This window comes from Acinetobacter sp. YH12041 (genome assembly GCF_013419975.1).
GTDB lineage: Bacteria > Pseudomonadota > Gammaproteobacteria > Pseudomonadales > Moraxellaceae > Acinetobacter.
Genome location: NZ_VOZC01000017.1, coordinates 1 through 17,552, shown reverse-complemented (window position 1 = coordinate 17,552; position 17,552 = coordinate 1). Strand labels below are relative to the sequence as shown.

Annotated in this window: 16 protein-coding genes; 8 read left to right on the top strand and 8 right to left on the bottom strand. The window is 42.9% G+C overall.

Going from position 1 to position 17,552, the window contains the following annotated elements; translation table 11 throughout:
* Positions 1-114: 114 nt before the first annotated feature.
* From hpt to FTU00_RS12195, 4 genes are all read right to left on the bottom strand, one after another.
* Positions 115-642, bottom strand: a complete 528-nt coding sequence (gene hpt / locus FTU00_RS12210; RefSeq protein ID WP_004780337.1) for a hypoxanthine phosphoribosyltransferase — start codon at positions 640-642, stop codon at positions 115-117.
* A 211-nt stretch (positions 643-853) separates the two neighbouring features.
* Positions 854-2,173, bottom strand: a complete 1,320-nt coding sequence (gene guaD / locus FTU00_RS12205) for a guanine deaminase (RefSeq protein ID WP_180179790.1) — start codon at positions 2,171-2,173, stop codon at positions 854-856.
* Positions 2,174-2,373: 200 nt separating this feature from the next.
* The gene (locus FTU00_RS12200) at positions 2,374-3,339 is read right to left on the bottom strand and encodes a TerC family protein (RefSeq protein WP_180179789.1); all 966 of its coding nucleotides are present in this window, start codon (positions 3,337-3,339) and stop codon (positions 2,374-2,376) included.
* Between the two features lie 332 nt (positions 3,340-3,671).
* The gene (locus FTU00_RS12195; RefSeq protein ID WP_180179804.1) at positions 3,672-4,865 is read right to left on the bottom strand and encodes a sugar transporter; all 1,194 of its coding nucleotides are present in this window, start codon (positions 4,863-4,865) and stop codon (positions 3,672-3,674) included.
* Between the two features lie 292 nt (positions 4,866-5,157).
* Here FTU00_RS12195 and FTU00_RS12190 point away from each other — a divergent pair, with 292 nt between their 5' ends.
* Positions 5,158-5,445, top strand: coding sequence for a GNAT family N-acetyltransferase (locus tag FTU00_RS12190; RefSeq protein WP_004780333.1), 288 nt, complete (start codon positions 5,158-5,160; stop codon positions 5,443-5,445).
* Here FTU00_RS12190 and FTU00_RS12185 read toward each other — a convergent pair.
* The gene (locus FTU00_RS12185; RefSeq protein WP_104426804.1) at positions 5,438-5,791 is read right to left on the bottom strand and encodes a hypothetical protein; all 354 of its coding nucleotides are present in this window, start codon (positions 5,789-5,791) and stop codon (positions 5,438-5,440) included. The two genes, FTU00_RS12190 and FTU00_RS12185, sit on opposite strands and share 8 nt — an antisense overlap.
* A 202-nt stretch (positions 5,792-5,993) precedes the next feature.
* On the opposite strand from FTU00_RS12185, the gene FTU00_RS12180 reads away from it, so the two are divergent.
* The gene (locus FTU00_RS12180) at positions 5,994-6,464 is read left to right on the top strand and encodes a BLUF domain-containing protein (protein ID WP_180179788.1); all 471 of its coding nucleotides are present in this window, start codon (positions 5,994-5,996) and stop codon (positions 6,462-6,464) included.
* 57 nt (positions 6,465-6,521) lie between these two features.
* Here FTU00_RS12180 and FTU00_RS12175 read toward each other — a convergent pair whose 3' ends face one another.
* Entirely contained in the window at positions 6,522-7,604 is a 1,083-nt protein-coding gene (locus FTU00_RS12175) for a zinc-dependent alcohol dehydrogenase family protein (protein WP_180179787.1), read from the bottom strand.
* Positions 7,605-7,951: 347 nt separating this feature from the next.
* Positions 7,952-9,316, bottom strand: coding sequence for a UDP-N-acetylmuramate:L-alanyl-gamma-D-glutamyl-meso-diaminopimelate ligase (mpl, locus tag FTU00_RS12170; protein WP_180179786.1), 1,365 nt, complete (start codon positions 9,314-9,316; stop codon positions 7,952-7,954).
* Between the two features lie 241 nt (positions 9,317-9,557).
* Between mpl and FTU00_RS12165 the strand changes: the two genes are divergently transcribed.
* The 4 genes from FTU00_RS12165 (at position 9,558) to FTU00_RS12150 (ending at position 13,773) form a co-directional block, all read left to right on the top strand.
* Positions 9,558-9,899 (top strand): DMT family protein, encoded by a 342-nt coding sequence (locus FTU00_RS12165; protein WP_004780323.1) that lies wholly within the window; start codon positions 9,558-9,560, stop codon positions 9,897-9,899.
* Positions 9,900-10,096: 197 nt separating this feature from the next.
* Positions 10,097-10,609 (top strand): 5-(carboxyamino)imidazole ribonucleotide mutase, encoded by a 513-nt coding sequence (purE, locus tag FTU00_RS12160; protein WP_004780321.1) that lies wholly within the window; start codon positions 10,097-10,099, stop codon positions 10,607-10,609.
* Positions 10,610-10,637: 28 nt separating this feature from the next.
* Positions 10,638-11,759: a 5-(carboxyamino)imidazole ribonucleotide synthase gene (locus FTU00_RS12155; RefSeq protein ID WP_180179785.1), complete on the top strand. Its 1,122-nt coding sequence runs from the start codon at positions 10,638-10,640 to the stop codon at positions 11,757-11,759.
* Positions 11,760-12,477: 718 nt separating this feature from the next.
* Positions 12,478-13,773 carry a lytic murein transglycosylase gene (locus FTU00_RS12150; RefSeq protein WP_218951794.1) on the top strand — a complete coding sequence of 432 codons (1,296 nt, stop codon included), beginning with the start codon at positions 12,478-12,480 and terminating at the stop codon, positions 13,771-13,773.
* Between the two features lie 102 nt (positions 13,774-13,875).
* On the opposite strand, the gene FTU00_RS12145 is transcribed toward FTU00_RS12150, so the two are convergent.
* Complete coding sequence (locus FTU00_RS12145; RefSeq protein ID WP_180012277.1) at positions 13,876-15,003, bottom strand: anhydro-N-acetylmuramic acid kinase; 1,128 nt, start codon at positions 15,001-15,003, stop codon at positions 13,876-13,878.
* A gap of 63 nt (positions 15,004-15,066) precedes the next feature.
* Here FTU00_RS12145 and tyrS point away from each other — a divergent pair, with 63 nt between their 5' ends.
* Together tyrS and FTU00_RS12135 are read left to right on the top strand one after the other, a co-directional pair.
* Entirely contained in the window at positions 15,067-16,299 is a 1,233-nt protein-coding gene (gene tyrS / locus FTU00_RS12140) for a tyrosine--tRNA ligase (RefSeq protein ID WP_161792066.1), read from the top strand.
* 498 nt (positions 16,300-16,797) lie between these two features.
* A complete protein-coding gene (locus FTU00_RS12135) occupies positions 16,798-17,088 on the top strand; it encodes a hypothetical protein (RefSeq protein WP_180179784.1) in 291 nt (96 codons plus the stop codon).
* The last annotated feature ends 464 nt before the right edge of the window (positions 17,089-17,552 follow it).

The following is a 17,552-nucleotide window of genomic DNA, read 5'->3' as shown; positions in this document are numbered from 1 at the left end:
GCACTGAAAAAAGTCATGTCCTGCAACGGGCTGTTGCGTTTTTGTTTGCTGTGTTACTGAAATGATTCAAGAAATAAAAAAAGTGGCACGAAGCCACTTCTTTTAAACCGGTTCTTAAAGGCCGATTTCACCAATAAATGGAATATGACGGTATTTTTGATCATAGTCCAGACCGTAACCAACAATGAACTTGTCTTCGACTTCAAAGCCCAAGAATTTTACTTCCAGCTCGATTTCACGACGTGAAGGTTTGCTCACCAAAGTGCATAGTTCAATTGAGTTTGGCTGACGGGTTTGCAGGATTTCCAGGACTTTGCTTAAGGTATTACCTGAGTCAATAATATCTTCAACCACTAGCACATCTTTACCACGGATTTCACCGTCCAGATCTTTCAGGATTTTGACATCACGGCTCGAAATCGTACCGCCGCCGTAGCTGGATACAGTCATGAAGTCGAGTTCATGTGGCTTGGTAATGGCACGACACAAGTCTGCCATGAAAATCACTGAACCGCGTAACAAACCGATAAGTACAAGCTCTTTGTCACTATTGGCATAGTGTGCATCGATTTTAGCACCAAGCTCTTTGACTTTAGCTTGAATTTCTTCAGCGGAAATCATTACGCTCATTTGAACGGTCATGGGTAGATACCTAAAAAATAAAAATAGCAAAATAAAAAAGGTGTTGACCTGCAACACCTGAATTGCAGCAATTTTAATACATCCTTGCTTGAGATGCACCTGTTTTACTTGCTGTAAATGTAATCAATTTTTGGGCTGCTGTGAATCTCTCTTCAGCGCAAAGGCACAGACAGCGACGATTGCAGCCAAAATGATCCTGCGCTGACGCGATTTATTGGGCTTTGACATAGACAGCCTGTCCATAGACATAGGTTGCTGCAATATTACGGTCATCCCCCAGCATGGTCAGTGCAAAAAAGGTATCTTCAATATTTTTGGCCCTGCTCTGGCGTAGTTGTTGTAAAGCGGTGGCATTGAGATCCAGCACCACAAAGTCTGCTTCTTTGCCCATATTGAAATTCCCCAAACGGTCATCCAGACTTAAGGCTTTCGCACCACCCAGGGTCGCATGATATAGCGACTCAAAAGCCGAAAGTTTTTCTCCTTGCAGCTGTTGTACTTTATAAGCCTCATTCAGGGTTTGTAGCTGGTTAAAGGAGGTTCCTGCCCCGATATCGGTACCTAAGCCGACTTTCACGCCTTTATCCCAGGCTTTCTTCAGCGGAAATAAACCGCTACCCAGGAACAGGTTTGAGGTTGGACAGAAGGCAATCGCAGAGTCGGTTTGATGCATGTAATCCCACTCCCCTTCCTCCAGATGCACACAATGGGCAAATACGGATTTAGCACCGGTCAGCCCATAATGATGATAGACATCCAGATAGCCTTCACGTTCCGGAAAGAGTTCTTTTACCCAGGCAATCTCGTTTTTATTTTCACTGAGATGAGTATGGACATAGACATCTGGATATTCAGCTTTTAACTGACCTGCTTTTTCTAGCTGTTCAGGGGTTGAGGTTGGAGCAAAACGGGGCGTAATCGCATAAAGATTACGTCCCTTACCATGCCATTTCTCAATCAGGGCTTTAGAATCGCTATAGGCAGATTCTGCGGTATCGGTTAGGGCTTCAGGTGCATGGCGGTCCATCAGCACTTTACCGGCAATCAGTCGCATATTCTGTGCTGTAGCCGCTTCGAACAGTGCTTCTACCGAGGCTGGATGAACGGTACAGAACACCAAAGCTGTGGTTGTACCATTTTTCAGCAATTCCTGAATAAAGAACTGTGCAATTTTCTGGCTATACGCCGGATCCTGAAACTGGATCTCAGTCGGGAAGGTATAAGTATTTAACCATTCTAGTAGCTGTTCCCCATAAGCACCGACCATTTCAGTTTGCGGGAAATGGATATGGGTATCAATAAAACCTGGCACGATCAGCTGCTCAGGATAATGAGCTACCTGCACTCCTTCAGGCAGATGCTGCTGCCCCTCTTCCCAGCTGCCAAACCATTGAATCTCACCATTCTGGCTGATGAGCAAGCCATCTTCTACATATCGCACTTGGTCGTGAATTTCACGCGCTTGGGCAACCGTATTCTTGATATCCAGGAAGCGACCGCGTATTGCCGTCGTTGCAATGATAGAAGACATTTAAAACCTGCGCTTTTTGATTTTTTCGATTGATTGTAGCTGAAAAAATTAGCATGTTTATATGAACATTCATATTTAACCATGCGTATTTTTTATGAGATCAGACAATCACGAATAATTTCAACAGAGCGTGCGTATGCAGCTGAGCTTATAGACAAATAAAAAAGCCTGCATCAGCAGGCTTTTTTTTATGATTAGCTTTACAGCGTAGTTTCGTTATGTTTCTTGCTATGACGAATCGACAAGATCGCAGTCACTGTCAAGACAATCACAATAAAGCTCAGTGAAATCCAGATCGGCATATGGAATACATCCAGCATCAGCATCTTGAAGCCGATAAAGACCAGAATGATCCCGAGGCCATAAGGCAGATAGTACATTTTTGATGCAGCACCAGCGAGCAGGAAGAACATGGCACGCAGACCCAGAATCGCCATCAGGTTCGCTGTTAAAACAATAAAGGGATCGGTGGTGACAGCGAAAATGGCTGGGATCGAGTCTACCGCAAAGATCACATCAGAAGCTTCCACCAGAATCAGCACCAGAAATAATGGCGTTGCCCACAGGACACCGTTCTGATGCACAAAAAATTTATTGCCACGCATTTGCGGCGTAATCCGGATATGTTTGCGTAGCCATTTCAGAACTGCCATATCTTCAATATTGGTATGCTCTTCTCCCTGACCGCGCAGGAATTTAAAACCGGTATACACCAAGAAGGCACCGAAGATATATAGAATCCATGAGAATTCCTGTACGAACCATGCGCCAATAAAAATAAAGATGGTCCGCAGAATAATGGCACCCAAAACGCCATAGAGCAGCAGCTGGCGTTGCAGTGCAGGAGGAATAGCAAAGGCAGCAAAGATCATCAGCCAGACAAAGACATTATCAATTGCCAGAGATTTTTCCAGCAAATAACCGGCAAAGTATTCCATCACCTTCTGGTTTGCCAGAGCAGCCCCTGAAGTCTGTTCCAGATACAGCCATAATGCACCGCCAAACATAGTCGCTATACTGACCCAGGCAACACTCCAGTAGGCGGCAGTGCGCACTTTTATGGGCTGTCCGTGCTGATGCTTAAAGCCGATAAAATCGATGACCAGCATCACTGCAACGATAATGAAAAAAGCCAGATACAGCCAAGGTGTACCAATTGTTTCCATGGGAATTCTCCACATCTGACAACCGGCCATAAAAAAAACCTTGACCTGCTGCCAGATGAAATACATCTATAACAACATGATCAAGGTCTTGCCTACATCTTTGTGCTTTACTGGAGGAGATCCAGTCGCATTTCAAGATGCTCAGATACCGACTTTTTGCAAAGTGTAATGACGATATTCTGACACGTTCAAAAACTGAAATTTCATTCTTAAACGTTTGGAGGAGGCTACTCCCCTTGTTCAAACTCAATTCTGTTTGAGCAATTGCTCAATATCAGATGAGCATGACAGATTTTGTGCATAATCACAAATTATTTTACAAAAAGCAGCGTTTAATCAGCAGCTTTGGGCAGAAAATCCAAACGCTGAACCAAATAAAGACTAAGCAGAAATCCAAGGATCGCCAGCCCTGCTCCGGCCCAACCAATGTTCGATAGCCCGATCTGAAGCGTGACTATACTGCCGAACAAAGCTCCTCCGCCTATACCGACGTTATACAGGCCGGAATAAATGGCCATGGCAACATCTGTGGCATCTGCAGCCAGGTTCAGGGTTTTGGATTGTAGGGCCAGGCTGAAACCAATGATGCTCAAACCCCACAGCAGAGATAAGCCAGAGAGGCCTGTGACTGTGCTCGACAAGGGCAATAACAGCAGCATGGAAATAACCAGTCCAAAAGTAAAAGCAGGAATGGTCATTTTCGGAAACTGTGCGGCAAAGCGGCCAAACAGATAAGAACCCAAGAATCCTGCTCCGCCATAGACCAAGAGTAAAGTCGTGGTCTGGGCTGAATCAAAGCGGGCAATATTCAGGGAAAATGGTTCAATATAACTATAAGCGGTAAACTGCGCCGTAATCACCAGAATGGTGAGAGCAAAGACCAGCATTAAGCTTGGACGTTTGATCAGGCTTTTTAAGCTGCTGATGGAGCCTGAATTGACACTTGGAAGCAATGGCAAGGTTTTGGCCAGAATCAGGCAAATGATCAATGCGAGACACGCAATCAGGACAAAACTGTTACGCCAGCCATACGCCTCACCAATCATCCGGCCAAATGGAATACCGAGCACCATCGCCATCGCCGTTCCTGTGGCTAATAAACCAAGTGCCTGAAACTCTTTACCTTTCGGTGCGACCCGAACCGCGAGTGAAGCGGTAATCGACCAGAACAAGGCATGTGCGATGGCAATCCCTATCCGGCTGATCACCAGCGTGCTAAAACTCCAGGCAAAATAGGACAGCACATGACTTAAAATAAAGACCGCAAAGACCAGCATCAGTAGAAAACGCCGTTCTATGGCTTTAGTGAGCAGCATGATCGGAAGAGATAGTAGGGCCACGATCCAGGCATAAATGGTCAGCATGATGCCGGCCTGAGTGGCGGACATGGCAAAGCTTTGCCCGATTCCACTCAGTAATGCCACAGGAATAAATTCGGTGGTGTTAAAAATAAAAGCCGCGCAGGCTAAAGCGATGACACCAATCCATTGCTTGGTGACAGAAGAAGCGGAAGATGAGTTAGACATACGAAGTTGCATGCAAAAAGATGCTGCATTCTAATCCTGTCTTTCTGAATTAGGGAGTAGATAAAATTAAATTTTTGGAGTGACATGCGGTGACTCAAACTGCATCACCCTCAATCAGGCAAAATAAAGAAATAAAAAATTATCAATATTTGAAAAAATTCACAGGAAATGATGAAAGAAAATAAAAAATTTCATCCAATATTAAAAACTTAACAATAATTCATATTATTTCTTCAGGAAGATGTTTTAAATTAAATAAACCAATAATTTTATTAAGGGATCAGCCTTCAGTATGGACATTCAACATCAAGATTCAAAACGCGGCGGTGTATTTTTTATGGAGGAAGATGGTCGACGTCTGGCTGAAATTACATATCAGTGGCAAGAAGCATCGACCATCGTGGCTGATCATACCTGGGTAGATAATTCCTTACGCGGTCAAGGCGTAGCACGCAAAATGCTGGATGTGCTGGTCGACTTTGCCCGCAAGAATAGCTTAAAAATTATTCCCCAATGTTCCTATGTAGATGTCATGTTTAAACGTGATCGCAGCCTACAGGATGTGGCAGCTGCTATTTAGCAATTGAATTAAACTTATCCAAGATAGAGATATGTTGTAATTTGCCTTTAAGTGCAGGTACAGAAATACGCTGCAGCAGGTTATATACGCCATAACCTGCCATCAGGCCTATGCTGTTCCATAACACTTCTTCATATTTGCCTAAGAGCGTAAGTATTCCTATCATCAGGCTTACACTGATATAAAAAAACATACGACGGCGAACAAACTGTAAAAGCGTCCAGCCTACAAAAACTGAACTGAGCAGAATGTTGGTCTCGGTCGTCAAGGCCATCTCATTCAGCATAATCAAAAGCATAAAACATATACACAACAACGCTACAGTGAAAATCAGATCTTTTAACATCAGGTTTCACTCCTTCATCATTATCGCTATATATCTGAAATCATTGATTTCCTCTCAGGAGGTAATTGTTAGAAGTTTTCTTTGGAAAAGCAAACCTAAAACAATGTAAGCAAAAACGGATATTTGATTAAAAAATGATCGACTTAAATTAAAATAATTGATTAAATTATGCTTTTAATTCTTTCTTCAGTGAGATGACCTTATGCTACAGCTTTGCTACGCCAGTGAGCGGATAGAATCTGAACAAGAGTTATTACAGGATCTTAGCGATATATTATCTGTAGCGAGAAAATTTAATAAAGCTCACCAAATTAACGGGGTTTTATATTATTCCCACGGCAAGTTTTTTCAATGTCTGGAAGGTGAGGCAGAGGTGATAGAAAATCTGTTTCAGAGTATTTGCCGTGATCCACGCCATCATCAGGTGCTTCGCTTTCAGGATGCAACGGTAGAACGTCCACATTTCTCGGAGTGGTCGATGAAATATGTCCATAAACATAGTGAAATTTCTTCTTTATTTTCACGTTTAGGTTTAGGCCAATTTGAACCTCATGCACTGCAACAGGAACAACTGGGTGGATTCCTGGAACTGCTCTATCGTCTGGATGAAAATCAGGCCAATCTTGCTTCTCCTCAAGGTTATAAACAGCGTGGTTATATTCCCTATTTTTGATTGATGCTAAAAAATAAAAAAGTCCGCATAGCGGACTTTTTTGTTGCCAATGATGATCTAAGTCATTTCAATCATGACCTTTAAAGCCTTTTCGTCAGAGGCATGTTTAAACACATCATAGGCCTTTTCAAATTCAGCAAACTTGAAGTGATGGGTGGCCAGTTTTTCCAGTGGCAGTTTGCCGGAGCAGCAGGTTTTGAGCAGCATCCCGGTGGTATTGGTATTGACCAGGCCAGTGGTGATGGTCAGGTTTTTAATCCAGAGTTTATTCAGTTCAAAATTGACCGATTTACCATGTACACCGACATTGGCCAGATGACCGCCTTCTTTCACAATATGCTGGCAAATATTCCAGGTGGCTTCCAGGCCCACCGCTTCAATGGCACAGTCCACTCCTCTTCCATCAGTGAGGTCCAGTACACGTTGAATAGCATCCTTATTGGCTGAATTCACGGTATGGGTGGCACCGACAGTTTTGGCAAATTCCAGCCGGTTATCATCGACATCGACCATGATGATATTGGCTGGAGAATAAAACTGAGCAGTGAGCAAGGCACTCATGCCGATTGGGCCGGCACCGACAATCGCCACATTGTCTCCCGGTTTGACCTGACCATATTGCACACCAATTTCATGTGAGGTCGGTAAAATATCTGAAAGAAAGACCGCAACATCTTCATTCAGACCTTCTGGTAGGTGATAGAGAGAAGTATCGGCAAATGGGGTTCGGACATATTCGGCATGAGTGCCGTCAATCATATAGCCCATGATCCAGCCACCCTCGTTTCTACAATGGGCATACAGCTGTTTCTGACAGTTTTCGCAGGTGCCGCAGCGGCTGACACAGGAAATAATCACCCGATCACCTTTTTTAAAGTTTTGAACTGCAGAACCGACTTCTTCCACAATACCAATACCTTCATGACCGAGAATCCGGCCATTAAAGCTGCCGGTTTTTTCTTTTGCGACCTCTTCAATTTCGGGGTTTTTACCTTTCCAGATCCCGAGGTCGGTACCACAAATGGTGACTTTGCTAAGTTTGATAATGGCATCAGTAGGTTGCAGAATTTGGGGAATAGGACGTTCTTCAAAACGAATATCATTGGCGCCGTAATAAACCATGGCTTTCATTGTTGTCATGACAGATCTCCTAAGGAAATGAGGGTCTGAACAAGAGAGATAAAGCTATTTTTTTGCTGCCTTTACAGCCTGGAAAATCATCAGGAGGGTGAAGGATAAAAGAGGATCGAAATACTGTTGTTCTTATTGATTGTGCCTAGGGCACTCAAAGACTGCAATGAGTCTTATATCCAGATTGCAACAAAAGATAATGAAAAGAAAAAAGATAAATTTTAGCTGTTTTAATAGTGAAATAAGAAAGTTGATTTGAACTTGGATGAGGTTCTATTTTCTTAAGAAAAGATAGAAAGCGAATTTAATGTTTAAAATAAAAAAGCCCGCTATTACGGGCTTTTTCATATAAATCTTTAAGCTTTTAAAGCACTAATCAGTTTTTGATGCAGACCACCAAAACCGCCATTGGACATGATTACTACAGCGTCGCCCTCACCTGCTTCAGCCACTACAGTCTGGATAATCTCATCCAGAGTACGTGCGACTACAGCTTTATTTGGTGCAGCGTCAATCACCGGTTGCAGATCCCAATCCAGGCCTTCAGGTTGATACCAGATCACTTCATCCGCTAGACGCGCGGAATGTGCCAACCCATCTTTATGGCTGCCCATACGCATGGTATTGGAACGTGGTTCAATAATTGCCCACAGCTTACGTTCACCGAGACGCTTGCGTGCGCCATCAAGGGTGGTATCAATCGCGGTTGGGTGATGGGCAAAGTCATCATAGACTTCAATGCCGCGTACAGTGTCCAGCAGTTCCATACGGCGCTTAACACCGCCAAAGTTTGAAAGTGCTTCACAAGCCGTTTCAATAGAGACACCGACATGTTCAGCAGCAGCAATCGTTGCCAGTGCATTGGCTACACTATGCTGACCCGTCATATTCCATTTCACTTCGCCTTTCACGATACCGTATTGGAGTACCTTGAAGTGAGAACCATCTTCTGAAAGCTGTTCAGCATAAAGCTCAGATTTTTCATTGGCATCTAATGAAGTACGAACCACAGGCGTCCAGCAGCCCTGCTCTAGCACTTCATCAATATTCGTTTCAGTAATTGGCGCGATAATCCGGCCTTCGCTTGGAATAGTGCGGACTAAATGATGGAATTGTTTCTGAATCGCTGCCAGATCATCAAAGATATCGGCATGGTCAAATTCCAGATTGTTCAGAATCGCCGTTTTAGGATGGTAATGCACGAACTTGGAACGCTTGTCGAAAAAGGCAGAATCATATTCATCGGCTTCGACACAGAAGTATTTCCCGCCACCTAAACGCGCACTTTCAGAAAAGCCAAGCGGTACACCGCCAATCAGGAAGCCAGGTTCTAAACCGGCCTGATCCAGTACCCATGCCAGCATGGTGGTAGTTGTGGTTTTACCATGCGTACCAGCTACACCTAAAACGTGTTTACCTTGCAGGACATGATCTGCCAGAAACTGTGGACCTGAAATATAAGGCAGGCCTTCATTCAGCATATATTCGACTGCATCAATACCACGTTTCATGGCATTGCCGACAATCACCAGATCCGGATGCGGCTGTAAATGGCTGTGGTCATAGCCCTGCATTAAAGTAATGCCTGCATTTTCCAACTGGGTCGACATCGGTGGATAAACGTTTTGATCCGATCCTGTCACCTTATGGCCCAGATCACGTGCCAGTAATGCCAGTGAACCCATAAAGGTGCCACAAATACCCAAAATATGCAGATGCATCTACTTCACTCCATTTTGCCTGACACATCACTTTGTACTGGTGCTGTTGCCATGATTTATTCGATTTGCAAGCAACGATAGCAAGGCTTTGACCGAAAAGATAGTCAAAGTTCAAGCATTCCTGCGGGATTTTTTAAATCCTGTTTCACAGACAAATTCAGGGAAATTTTCAAGCTTCCGGAATATCTTTTGGCAAAATAAATCGTAAAATAAGCCCGAACTTTTTGCAGAGTGCATGCAGATGCTACCGGCTCTATTTCTTCTGGTGATTGCCAACTGTTTTATGACCCTGGCCTGGTATGGACATCTCAAATTTCTGCCGCATGATGCACCGCTGTGGCAGGCGATTTTATTTAGCTGGGCCATTGCCTTGTTTGAATATAGCCTGATGATTCCAGCGACCAAATTATTAGCCCAACAGGGACTGGCGGTGGGTCAAATGAAGATTACTCAGGAAGTCGTCACTCTACTGGTCTTTGTTCCCTTTATGATTTTTCTGTTCAAACAGCCGTTTAAACTGGATTATTTATGGGCAGCGCTATGTCTCTGTGGCTGTGTCTATTTTGTATTCCGCAGTTCCTGAAATCATCTACTAGCCACTACTTCCCTATTTTTATTCCAGTTTTTAAGAATCCAATAAAAAAATAAGAAAAATCGAGCCTTGCTTTGACCGTTAAATTTTATGAAGCTGAAAAATCAGTCTATAATATGCATTCCTATTCAAGCTTGGCTCTCTCGTCGAGATTTATCTTTCTTACTTTAATCTCTGGAAAATTTGCAATGAATGCGGCTGCTGCACAAGATACTCCTCTCGTAGGTATTATCATGGGTTCTCAATCAGATTGGGCAACTCTCGAACACACTGCCAAAATGCTCAAGCAGCTTGGTGTCCCATTTGAAGCCGAAGTCGTTTCCGCACACCGTACCCCGGACCGTCTGTTTGAATATGCTGAACAAGCGCGTGATCGTGGTATTCAGGTGATTATTGCCGGTGCAGGTGGTGCAGCGCATTTACCAGGTATGTGTGCAGCCAAAACTGATCTGCCAGTACTGGGCGTACCCGTCAAATCTTCGATCTTAAATGGTGTCGATTCATTGCTTTCTATCGTGCAAATGCCAGCGGGTATCGCCGTAGGAACATTGGCGATCGGTCCTGCCGGTGCAACCAATGCAGCCATTATGGCAGCACAGATTTTAGGTTTAACCCGTCCAGAGATCGCAAAAAATGTCGCAGATTTCCGCGCGGCACAAACCGAGAAAGTCGCAAGTAACAATATTCCAGGTCAAATGTAAGTCCAAGCTTAATACGGGATCAAACACAATGGATAAAACCATCGGTATTTTTGGTGGCGGTCAGCTAGGCCGGATGATGGCACAAGCCGCACTACCTCTAAATATTCAATGTACGTTCTTTGAAGCCAATACGGACTGCCCTTCTGCGGCTTTGGGTCCGGTTTTTTCAACCAAAGCTGTAAATGGCTTGCAGGATTTCATCAATAGCGCAGATGTCTTCAGCCTGGAGTTTGAAAATACACCGCTGGCTGATGTAGACGTTTTAACGCAAAACAAAGATCTACATCCGCCTCGTCAGGCTTTAGCTATTGCACAACATCGTCTGTCTGAAAAGGCACTATTTGATGAACTGGAAATTCCGGTTGCACCATATAAAGCGGTGACTTCAGTCGAAAGCTTGCAGGCGGCCGTTGCTGAGCTTGGCTTACCGATCGTGTTGAAAACCTCTCGTGGTGGTTATGACGGCAAAGGCCAGTTCGTTCTACGTTCAGCAGATCAGATTGATCAGGCCTGGGCGGAACTCGGCCCTGCTGGTGAATTGATTGCCGAAAGTTTTGTGACTTTCTCGCGTGAAGTATCCATCATTGCGGTACGTGGTCAAAATGGTGATGTCAAAACCTGGCCATTGGCTGAAAATCATCACCATAACGGCATCCTGTCGCATTCCATCGTTCCGGCACCCAATAGTGCGGATCTGCAGCCAGTCGCGCAGGATTACATCACTCGCCTGCTCAATCACTTGAATTATGTGGGTGTCTTGACCCTTGAGCTGTTTGTGACAGACAAAGGCCTGTATGCAAATGAAATGGCACCACGTGTGCATAACTCAGGTCACTGGTCGATTGAAGGCGCTGTCTGCTCGCAGTTTGAAAACCATATTCGTGCGGTCGCAGGTCTGCCACTGGGTTCAACTGAAGTGGTGCGTCCAACTGTGATGGTGAACATTATCGGTCAGCATCCTAAATCTGAAGAAGTCTTGGCTTTAGAAGGTGCCCACCTGCATCTGTACAACAAAACAGAACGTGAAGGCCGCAAGATTGGCCACATCACTTTGATGCCCACAGACAGTGCTCAGTTGACCACTTTATGCCGTCAACTGGCCAAGATTTTGCCAAATCCACTGGCATTGAGCGAAGATATGACCATCTAAGCTTTAAGCTGCTGATAAAAAAAGCGATCACTTCGGTGATCGCTTTTTTATTTGTCCAGATTCAGGCATGATTGCGCCTCTTTAAAAATCCCCTGCCATTGGTCGGATCATTTTTAAAATCAATTGCTTATAAACTGATCAATTGAGTATAAATATAATAATTTAATTCGCTGCTATTTTGGGCTGAATTCTGGGTTATTCACTTGTGGATAAACTTAATATTGAGTTTGAATTTAAAACTGGAAATAGATTTTGAATTTAAATTCATAAAAATAAATTCAAATTTAAAAATGAACTTTGAATTTAAACTTCGCTGCTTAAATTTAAATTCAAAAATATGAATTCAAATTTAAAAGCTGATCAATGAATTCAAAGTTCTGAATTTAAATATAGTTACTTCTAATAAAAATGAATTTAAAATAGAAATACTATATACCAGAAGCCTTTGGCTGATTGAGCAGTCCTGATCTAAAGACAAGTTATCCACAATCATTTTTTAAATTCAAAAGTAATTTCCTGAGTTTTGAATTTAAATTTAAAAAATGAGCCTGATTTGAATTTAAAATGGACTTGTGGATAAGTTTTTAAATTTAAAAGCTACAAAATGAATTCAAAAGTGTAGGAATTATGAATTTAAATTTACGCATTGGCGCTTTAATTTTCATCATGAGCTGTTAAGGTAGAAACATAATTCAAAATCTAAATATTTAAGGGTCTTATGCAACGGCTTGCACTTTTTGTTGGTTCTTTGGTTTTAGCTGCTACACAGGCACAGGCAGAACTGATTATTAATGGTCAGCGTGTGACATCAACGGATATGTCTTCTGTGCCGAGTAGCCCGGTCAATTATGCGTCCCAAAATAATTTTCAGAATTGTCTTGCCAATTTGCGCAGTCAGGCGATTGCACAAGGCGTAAGTGGTTCAACCTACGATCGTTATACGCAAAATTTAACACCCGATTATTCTGTGATTGAAAAGTTGAATTATCAGCCTGAGTTTTCGACCCCAATCTGGGATTATCTGTCCGGACTAGTGGATGAAGAACGTGTACAGCTGGGTCGACAAAAACTGCAGCAACATCGTGAGGTATTAAACCGGATTAGCGCAGCCTATGGAGTGCCGGCAGAAACCATCGTAGCCGTATGGGGCGTAGAAAGTAATTTTGGAGACATTTCCGGGAAGTATCCTTTATTACAGGCCTTGGGTACTTTGAGTTGTGAAGGTCGTCGTCAAAGTTATTTCCGTGGTGAGTTCTTCACCACTATGAAACTGTTACAGCGTGGCGATGTCTATGAAAGCCAGCTCAAAGGTTCATGGGCAGGCGCATTTGGTCACACCCAGTTTATGCCATCAACCTATGATGAACTAGCGGTAGATTTTGATGGGGATGGTCGTCGTGATTTAGTCGGCAGTATTCCTGATGCACTGGCTTCTACAGCCAATTTCCTGAAAAAACGTGGCTGGCAGACTGGCCAACCTTGGGGCTTTGAAGTAAAAATTCCACAAGGCATGTCTGTTTCAGGCGAAGGCCGACGCAATAAAAAATCACTGAGTAGCTGGATGAACCGTGGTGTGGTGCGCGCTGACGGTACTTCGCCATTGCAGGGCAATTTATCAGAATCTTCTCAGGCTGGCTTATTGGCACCTGCAGGTGAAAATGGCCCGGTATTTTTAGTCTTTAAGAATTTTGATGCCATTTATAGCTATAATGCAGCAGAAAGTTATGCTTTAGCGATTGCACATTTATCTGACCGCTTACAAGGTAAAGGAAGCATCCAGGCAGCTTGGCCAACCGATGATCCGGGTACGTCACGTGCGGAACGTCGCGAGATCCAGCAATTCCTGTTAAACCGTGGCTATGATATTGGTGAGGTAGATGGTCTAATTGGGGATAAAACCCGTCAGGCGATTCGTCAGGAACAGAACCGTCTGGGTTTAAGCCCGACCGGTCGTGCAGGACAGCAAATCCTGCGTGCATTTAGAAATGAAAATGCCAAACTCATGATGCGTTAGGAAGAATTTAGACATGATCTAAATATGATTCTTCATTATAAAAAAGGTCTGCAAATATGCAGACCTTTTTTATAACTATATATAGTGAGCTTAAAGCTGCTCTTATACAGAGGTAATTGTACCCAGAACGCGATAACCTGATGCACCTGTCACAGCCGGCAGATTGCCGCTGAGTTGATTCATAAAACGCATCGCCAGCCAGGCAAAAGCTGTGCCTTCCACCCAAGTCGGATTTAAGCCAAGGTCGGCTGTGGTTTGTACGCTCCAATGATGTTTACGCAAACGCCAGCGTAACTGTTCCAATAAATGTGAATTATAGGCACCACCACCACAAACATAAACTTCACCGGTATCCAGACCGGAACGGTAAATGGCTTTTTTAATCGCACGGGTAGTGAGCTTCATTAAAGTAGCTTGCACATTCTCTGGTGTATCTTCAAGTTCATCATATTGAAGGTCATTGCGCCAGTCAGCAATCTGTTCATCCAGCCATTCCAGATTAAAGTCTTCGCGGCCGGTACTTTTCGGTGGCTCTTTTGAGAAGAATTCATGTTCCTGTAAACGGTCCAATAGGCTACGGATTGGCGTGCCATAAGCAGCCCAGTTACCATTTTCATCAAAGGGCTGGCCAGTATAACGCTGACACCAGGCATCCATCAGAATATTGGCAGGCCCAGTATCAAAGCCATAGACCTGATCTGGTTGACCTGCCGGCAGAATACTCACATTGGCAATGCCGCCCAGATTCAGAATCACACGGTGAATGCTGTCATGCTGGAAAATATCTTGATGGAAAGCGGGAACCAAAGGTGCGCCTTGGCCGCCAGCAGCCAGATCACGACGACGGAAATCGGAAATGACCGGAATCTGGGTGATTTCGGTAATAATATTCGGATCACCAATTTGCAGGGTAAAACCATGTTCGGGGCGATGACGGATGGTCTGGCCATGCGAGCCAATTGCCTTGATTTGAGATCGATCTAAATTATTTTCTTTAATCAGCGTATTGATGCCATGACCAATCATTTGTGCCAATGCGACATCAGCTTTGCCCATGCGGTCGATTTCATTGTCATCTGGCAAAGTTAACGCCATCAATTCATCACGAAGATCGGGATCAAAAGGCAAGGTGAGGGTGGCATGAAGCTGAAGTGGATCAAAAGAAGCAGCAACAATATCGACACCATCCATGCTTGTGCCGGTCATTACCCCAATATAGATCGCTGTCATGATTATTCTTAAGCCTGCAATGTGCTGAAAAAGTGTTAGTATATCGCACAAATTGAATAACTGATGTATTTGGATTTTGTGATGTCAAATTTCCTGCCGGCTGAAGAACAACTTGCCCTCATTCAACGAGGCACCCACGAAATTATTTCCGAAGAAGACCTTCTGAAGAAATTAAAGCAGAATCGTCCTTTAAAAATTAAAGCGGGTTTTGACCCAACTGCACCGGACCTGCACTTAGGTCATACAGTTTTAATCAATAAATTAAAAGTATTCCAGGACTTGGGTCATGAAGTGTACTTCCTGATCGGGGATTATACTGCGATGATCGGTGACCCGACTGGTAAGAGTGCAACCCGCCCGCCATTGTCACGCGAGCAGGTACTAGAAAACGCAAAAACCTATCAGGAACAAGTATTTAAAATTCTTGATCCAAACAAAACCAAAGTCGTGTTTAACTCGGAATGGTTTGCACAAAAAACTGCAGCTGATTTGATTCAATTGGCATCACAACAAACAGTTGCACGTATGTTAGAGCGTGATGACTTCACCAAGCGTTATAACAACCAGCAACCGATTGCGATTCACGAATTCTTATATCCACTGGTTCAAGGTTATGACTCAATTGCTTTAGAAGCTGACGTGGAGTTAGGGGGTACAGACCAGACCTTTAACCTGTTGATGGGCCGTACTCTACAAGGCCGTTATAACCAGGAAGCGCAGGTGTGCATTACTGTGCCAATTCTTGAAGGTCTGGATGGTGTGAACAAGATGTCTAAATCTTTAGGCAACTATATTGGTGTATTTGATGCACCGGGCGCGATGTACCAGAAAGTACTGTCTATGCCGGATTCATTGATTGAGCGTTATTTCGATCTGCTCAGCTTCAAATCTATAGAAGAAATTCAAGGCTTGCTGAAAGAAATCGAAGAAGGCCGTAACCCGCAGGAAGTGAAACGCATCCTTGCGCTGGAACTGGTGGAACGTTTCCACGGTGCTGAAGCTGCTGCTCACGCCCATAAAGGTGCAGGTAATATCATTACTGAAGGTGAGCTGCCTGAAGGTACGCCAGAAGTGACCATTTCACGTGGCGAATTTGGTGGTGAAATCTTCATTACTTCAATTTTACGTGAAGCTGGCTTAACCAAAAATGCTGCTCAAGCTAAAGATGCCTTAGGTCGCGGCACTGTAAAAGTGGACTGGAAACCGGTTGATGCGTCTTTTTCTGTGAAAGAGAACGTAACTTTAATTATCCAGGCTAGCAAAAAAGCAATTGCAAAAGTGACCTTCGTCGACTAAGCCTGGTTCTAAGTTATTGAAATAAAAGCAGGCTTCTGCCTGCTTTTATTTTTTAAGTTGTATATGAATTATATAAATATAGAAATTCAAAAAAAACCTTATAAAAACAACATTTAAATTTTGCCATTTGGCTTGCATTTCTGGTTTTTTGTGTATAAGATTTATTCGTCTAGAGATTCCGTGAAAAGCATATCTAGAGGGTAATGATCAATAACAGACAACTCCATAATTGATCAGGTCTCTAAGTAAAGAGACAAGTTAATATAATGTGAATAACTATAATAATGACATAATGGATCGGGTAAAGATTCAATTCTAAGGAAGAGATTTTGGGAGAGATCTCTTCCTTTTTTATTGGTGTTGTCTGGCTATATGTTCAATCTTCAATAAATTCAAAACAAAGATGGATGAATCAGCTGGGATTAAAGCTAAATCTATAATGAGATAAATGAATCATTTTTGAATCTCAATCCATCTATAAAAAGAAAGGTAAATAAGGTGTATCAATACCAGACTGAACAGATGTTTGATGAAGACATCAATTTCATTTTGCGTTTTCTCTTCGAATATGAGTCTGCTGAGCAGAAACAAAAATCTTTTGATCAGGCACAGACCTTATTTCAGCAATTAGATCTTGCCTCCCACTATTTACTCTTTTCATTAGTCAAAGAACGTCTGCCACGTCGGGCCAAATTATTGTTTGCTGCTGAAGATTACAATGGCAAGAAAGAAGTGATTGAGGAAGTGATGCAGCATTGGGTAAAAGATAGATACTCAAATGTGGCTTAAACGATTTTAATCTTCTGGCTTATTCTTCTGCACTTAAGTAAGCTTTCTGGATGATCTGAAATCTAGAAAGATCATATCCTCATTTTTGCTTCTTAAAAGCGGGTGTTAAGAAAAAATCTGTATTCAGCAAGGATTTTGATCTTAAAAAAAGCTCCATATATATAAGTCGGATAGAAAACAGCAAAATGTGTAAGCTGATATAAGAAAGTTTCGGAAAATTCTGGATACAGCCCTTAAATTGTACGGTCTTATTTAAAAATCACAGTTTTTTGATAGTTATCAGGTCTTAATAAATTTTACTGTTTTAAATTGAATTGCAATAAATACGGCTTTTATTGAAGAAAAATGCTCAAAATTTAGATAAAAAAGCGATTTTTTAACGAAATTCGTAGAAAAAAGATACATACGTGAAAAATATAGTGAATTGGGGGTTGCAATGATTCTGAAATCCTCTAGAATGCACC

Coding starts and splice junctions, on each gene's coding strand:
- hpt (WP_004780337.1), bottom strand. CDS start 642: ATGACCGTTCAAATGAGCGTAATGATTTCCGCTGAAGAAATTCAAGCT.
- guaD (WP_180179790.1), bottom strand. CDS start 2,173: ATGTCTTCTATCATTGCAACGACGGCAATACGCGGTCGCTTCCTGGAT.
- FTU00_RS12200 (WP_180179789.1), bottom strand. CDS start 3,339: ATGGAAACAATTGGTACACCTTGGCTGTATCTGGCTTTTTTCATTATC.
- FTU00_RS12195 (WP_180179804.1), bottom strand. CDS start 4,865: ATGTCTAACTCATCTTCCGCTTCTTCTGTCACCAAGCAATGGATTGGT.
- FTU00_RS12190 (WP_004780333.1), top strand. CDS start 5,158: ATGGACATTCAACATCAAGATTCAAAACGCGGCGGTGTATTTTTTATG.
- FTU00_RS12185 (WP_104426804.1), bottom strand. CDS start 5,791: ATGTTAAAAGATCTGATTTTCACTGTAGCGTTGTTGTGTATATGTTTT.
- FTU00_RS12180 (WP_180179788.1), top strand. CDS start 5,994: ATGCTACAGCTTTGCTACGCCAGTGAGCGGATAGAATCTGAACAAGAG.
- FTU00_RS12175 (WP_180179787.1), bottom strand. CDS start 7,604: ATGACAACAATGAAAGCCATGGTTTATTACGGCGCCAATGATATTCGT.
- mpl (WP_180179786.1), bottom strand. CDS start 9,316: ATGCATCTGCATATTTTGGGTATTTGTGGCACCTTTATGGGTTCACTG.
- FTU00_RS12165 (WP_004780323.1), top strand. CDS start 9,558: ATGCTACCGGCTCTATTTCTTCTGGTGATTGCCAACTGTTTTATGACC.
- purE (WP_004780321.1), top strand. CDS start 10,097: ATGAATGCGGCTGCTGCACAAGATACTCCTCTCGTAGGTATTATCATG.
- FTU00_RS12155 (WP_180179785.1), top strand. CDS start 10,638: ATGGATAAAACCATCGGTATTTTTGGTGGCGGTCAGCTAGGCCGGATG.
- FTU00_RS12150 (WP_218951794.1), top strand. CDS start 12,478: ATGCAACGGCTTGCACTTTTTGTTGGTTCTTTGGTTTTAGCTGCTACA.
- FTU00_RS12145 (WP_180012277.1), bottom strand. CDS start 15,003: ATGACAGCGATCTATATTGGGGTAATGACCGGCACAAGCATGGATGGT.
- tyrS (WP_161792066.1), top strand. CDS start 15,067: ATGTATTTGGATTTTGTGATGTCAAATTTCCTGCCGGCTGAAGAACAA.